This is a genomic window from Bacteroides acidifaciens (genome assembly GCF_024623065.1).
GTDB classification, from domain to species: Bacteria; Bacteroidota; Bacteroidia; order Bacteroidales; family Bacteroidaceae; genus Bacteroides; species Bacteroides acidifaciens.
Map to the genome: position 1 here is coordinate 1 of NZ_JANJZR010000136.1, position 4,972 is coordinate 4,972.

General features: G+C 40.7%; 3 protein-coding genes. 2 read left to right on the plus strand and 1 reads right to left on the minus strand.

Annotation, left to right across the window (positions count from 1 at the left end):
• Positions 1–400 precede the first annotated feature (400 nt).
• A complete protein-coding gene (locus NSB03_RS19895; RefSeq protein ID WP_257466606.1) occupies positions 401–3,160 on the minus strand; it encodes a transglutaminase-like domain-containing protein in 2,760 nt (919 codons plus the stop codon).
• 300 nt (positions 3,161–3,460) lie between these two features.
• Here NSB03_RS19895 and NSB03_RS19900 point away from each other — a divergent pair, with 300 nt between their 5' ends.
• Both NSB03_RS19900 and NSB03_RS19905 read left to right on the plus strand, forming a co-directional pair.
• A complete protein-coding gene (locus NSB03_RS19900) occupies positions 3,461–3,598 on the plus strand; it encodes a hypothetical protein (protein ID WP_004301914.1) in 138 nt (45 codons plus the stop codon).
• A 98-nt stretch (positions 3,599–3,696) separates the two neighbouring features.
• A complete protein-coding gene (locus NSB03_RS19905) occupies positions 3,697–4,875 on the plus strand; it encodes a C1 family peptidase (protein WP_121765747.1) in 1,179 nt (392 codons plus the stop codon).
• The last annotated feature ends 97 nt before the right edge of the window (positions 4,876–4,972 follow it).

Consider the following 4,972-nt stretch of genomic DNA (forward strand, 5'->3'; position numbering starts at 1 on the left):
CAAGAGCGTAAACTTAACAATTGGACAATGATGGAAATATCATTAAACTTCAATGTCCGCACAGAAAGTGATGTTTCGTGGAAGCGAAAAAGTAGTCAGAATTCCTAAGGAATGGCTTTCTGCCGAAGTTGAAGTGAGTGTGTTGCAGTAACTGAGATATCACTATCCACAGCGATTACGACCGTTTCCCGAAATCCCTGAGCATCTTTTTTATGGGCCAGACTACCCCTCCAATAAGTAAAAATGCAAGTGACAGTATGCACAAAAGATACTTCATCATAACTCTCTTATAAACGTAACAATTAATTCGCATAAAAGTGCGCTCTATATAGAGAATTAACGATTATTGCATACTGTCACACAATATTACTACCTGCTACTTCTTCTTTATCTATACTTTCTACAATCCATGAACGGTTTTCATTAATTGTTCGCCCAAGCCGATAGTATATCCTTGAGAAACAAAGACTACACGGTTGAATGTATCAGCGATAATAAATACCGGCAGACTATTCTTATGTTTCAACTTCATGTTTTCCACAATCTGTTTGCAGATACCGTCCGTATCAATACCATAGATAACCGTAGAAGGTAATTCTGGAAACTCTGAAAGACTAAACTTCTTACACTGGACTTCATCGGGAAAAAGCAATACCATTTTCCTTCCCCATTTCTCCAAATCGGACTTCAAAGCGGCAATATCACGCAAAGCATGATTGGTAGGTTCCTGCCCTGGAGCGAGAACACCAACCACAAAGTAACCACGACCACATGATTGCAACAAACTTTGTTTAGCTAAAGGTGTACTATCCTTTCCTATACCTTCAACCGATGTGAAAAGCGATTCGGAATTGAAATTACCGATAACAGCAACTTTCTCTCCTGATTCACGTAGATGAAAAGGGACTTTAGTTTCTATAAGTTTATCATTCTCTGCTGACAACATAAAGGAAGAGACTCTCGCCAGCACACCACCGCTTGCCAGTCTCGTACCAGTGACCAGCAAATAATATCCAGTATCCAATATACCGGAACACCCTTTTTCCGGATATCTTTCATCAAAACTGATTAATTCCGGTTTTCCATCAACAATCCTGGAGATTGTATATTTGCTGTAATATCTAGGTTTATCATCACCGTAGCCAATCGCCTGTTCTCCATCACATAAATGATAATATGCCTGCGGCGTCCGCACACTCTCTTTTTTCTCAAAATCAGCTTCCACAAACTCACCAGCCGGAGTAATATCTTCTGTCGGAGGAAGTACATACCCCACACGCCCATCTGTACTCCTCATGTGGGCAAGAATACCCATACTACGTGCCAATGCTACAAAAAAGATATCCCTTGAATGGGAATCCGCAACACGTGAACGCCACACGCCTTCCGGAGAGATAGGAATACGTTGAGAATTGTTTTCTTCATCAATCGCAATATTATTACTTACCCATTCTATCAGTAGTTGCGGACGATTGCGAAAAGAATCAATCTGTGCTTCCGTAAATTTTGATTGGAAAAAAGACCTGTATGGAGTCAACGCTTCCATGGCAATACGTGGATTAAGGATATCATCTACTTCTTCCAACCAAGCATCCATACAATTCAAACAATCCGACAAAGTACAACCATATAAATATTTGGAGATATCTTTCGTATGGAGAAAATGGTCTAACAACACTTCATAATTTACATCACGACGATCTTTTTCAGAAAGGGTTTGTAATAAAGCAGCAGCCTTCATCAGTTTTCCCTGACGATCCGCTTCTCTAATAAAACGAATCAGTACATCATGATTCCCACGTGAATCTATAATAAATGAACATAGAGCCTTTTTAACACACGGATGTATTTTTTCTTTCAAACCAGATATAACAGAATCAATTTGCGCCATAGTCGGAAAAGTAGCAACATAAGCATTGCGAATCGAATCTTCCTGCGCCAGTCTCCTGTCATTTTCGGCCCGCTGTTCCGGAGTCACTTCAGGTAAAATAGCATTCTCAACCGGAGGAACAATATCAATATCCACTTCAAAAATATCACCTTCTTTTTTGTCAAGCGCTAATACCAATTCCGATTGCTTTCCAAAAGACAATTTAGAAAAACCAAATCTCCCCTTGTCAGAAGCCCATACCAGCATATCCCCTCTTCCGGCTGTCAACGAAGCGCGACCGTCCGCATCGGCATATTTGGTAGCTACCGTATAAAACTCAGCATAATTATAGACTTTAAACTCGACTTTAGCACCGGAAACAGGACGACCATCCGTATCGGTCACCGTCACAACCGCCTTAGCCGTAGGAGCATAATTATCAATTACATTAATCTCAGTATAATTCGGAGTTTCAAGCATAATCTCTTCCGGCCCGTTATAACGGCCGAACACCTTTGTATGCATCAACATTCCCCGACTTGCAGGTGCATTAAACCATCCTAAATTCAAAACAGGCTCGGGTTCACAAGCCCCAAGAAAATACCACTTGCCATCCGCCCAGGCTTCTACCCAAGCATGATTATCGTCAGTGTGCGCCCAACGAGGAGTGTAAACCTGACGTGCAGGTATCCCGACAGAACGTAGCGCAGCAACCGTAAAAGTCGATTCCTCGCCGCAACGTCCATAGGCTGTTTTCACAGACGCCAGCGGTGAACTTGTACGGGCATCACTTGGACGATACACCACTTTCTCATGACACCAATGATTCACCTCCAAAATCGCATCTTTCATCGAAAGACCTTTCACCCGCTCCTTCAACTCTTCATAAAAGACTTTGCGGGATTCATCCAAGTTTTCGTTATTCACACGGACAGGCAGCACAAAATGCCGGAATAACTCATCGGGAACAGTCTTTCCCCAAGGCATCTCATGACGAGTCTGCTCGGAAAGACGAATATTTGCCAAATAATATTTCCCGTGATAATCCGTTATATCTCCTATCGGCATATACGCATACAGAAACATCAGAGCTTCACGCTCTGAAAGAGTCAAAGTGCTATCCGAAAAGACAGCAAACAGCTCCCCATTAGGGAGTACCTTCTGTTTCTGCTCAAAATCCTGAAGTACCTGATTACGATAAGCTTCTTCTTTCAGAAAATGAGATTCACTGCATGAAAATAATAGTACAGAGAAAAACGAGACAAACAAAAAACGAACGAGTGTTTTCATATTTATGTGTTAATTAAATAAACGAATCATGAAACAAAGGTGCATACTAAAATATACGTCCACAAAATTACAAGTTTTTTTTTAAAAGACGACACAAGTAACTGTAAATGTATGTAATAGGTTTGTAATATCTACCGTATTCGAACCTTTCATAAAAAGAAAGCCCAGAAAAAAAAGATTTTTCTTATGTTTTACAGCATATATTCCAAAAACATTTTGTACCTTTGCAGTGTTAATAAAGAAAACAAGATGTAAAACCGCTCTTCAAAACGTGGGGAGCAAAAAAAGAGGAAACAAATTATGAAAAAGAATGCAAATGAAAAAATTATGATGTTACAGTACCGTATTAAACGCTATCAAGCAATGGGAAACGGCGCAATGTGCCAAACCTTGAACGGTAAACTTCAAAAGCTGCTGTCACAGCAGGTTGCCATGTAAATAAACACACTAATTATATTAAATTGAGCGAGGAACTTTCGAGTATCCTCGCTTTTTTTATACTTTTGCTTTCCTGAATATAATGAAACACATATGTCATGAAGAAATTTTTGATTTCGGTTGCGTTGCTCCTATCAGCCGCCACCTCTTTTGCACAAACACCCGGTTATGAATTCACAACCGTTGTTTCTCACAAAGCGACCCCCGTCAAAGATCAGGGTTCTACCGGAACTTGCTGGTGCTTTGCCACCACTTCTTTCATGGAATCCGAACTGCTACGCATGGGCAAAGGAGAATATGATCTCTCGGAAATGTATATCGTCCGCCAGAAGTACATGAATCAAATGAATGACAATTATCTCCGCCGTGGAAAAGGCAACATAGGAGAAGGAAGTCTGGCGCATACATTCACAAATGCCTATAAACAGGTGGGGATTGTTCCCGAAGAAGCTTATTCTGGTTTACTTAACGATAAAAAAGACCATAATCACGGAGCATTGACACGTTATTTCAAGGCTTTGGTGGACGCTAACATCGCTTCGAAAAAGCGTACTCCGGAATTTTACGCCCTCATCAATAATCTGTTCGATACTTATTTGGGCAAACTTCCCGAAAAGTTCACCTATAAAGGAAAGGAATATACTCCCCAGTCTTTTACAGAGAGCCTGGGATTGAATATGAATGACTACATAGAGTTGACCAGTTTCACCCATAAACCTTATTACGAAACTTTTTCACCCGAAGTTCCCGACAACTGGGAAAACCAGCCGATGTACAATCTTCCATTGGACGAACTGATGGATGCCATCAACCACGCACTCAACAACGGATATACCATATGCTGGGATGGTGATGTCAGCGAACAAGGTTTCTCTTATAAGAACGGAATTGCCATCAACCCGCAGGTGGAAGATGTGAAAGACTACTCTACTACCGACCGTGCACGTTTTGAAGCAATGCCTAAATACCAACGTATGGAAGAAGTATTCAAGTTTGAACATCCTTATCCTGAAATCGACGTGACACCGGAAATCCGCCAGGAAGGTTATGAGAAGTTCGTGACAACCGATGACCACCTAATGCATATCACGGGTATCGCAAAAGATCAGAATGGTACTAAATATTACATTACCAAGAATTCCTGGGGAGCAGACGGCAACAAGTTCGGCGGATATCAGAATATGTCCGAAAGTTATGTACGCGCTAAAACTATCAGCGTCATGGTACACAAAGACTCTCTACCCAAGAAACTGAAAAAGAAACTCGGTATTAAATAAAAAGATTATTCTCCAAATAGATAGGGCGACAAAGTATCACTACTTAATCGCCCTATCTTTTTATTAACCTACTATTAAAAAAAATTCTTCTTTATTT

Bases quoted from the DNA above. Each gene is read 5' to 3' on its own strand.
- NSB03_RS19905 (WP_121765747.1), top strand. From the start codon at position 3,697: ATGAAGAAATTTTTGATTTCGGTTGCGTTGCTCCTATCAGCCGCCACC.
- NSB03_RS19895 (WP_257466606.1), bottom strand. From the start codon at position 3,160: ATGAAAACACTCGTTCGTTTTTTGTTTGTCTCGTTTTTCTCTGTACTA.
- NSB03_RS19900 (WP_004301914.1), top strand. From the start codon at position 3,461: ATGAAAAAGAATGCAAATGAAAAAATTATGATGTTACAGTACCGTATT.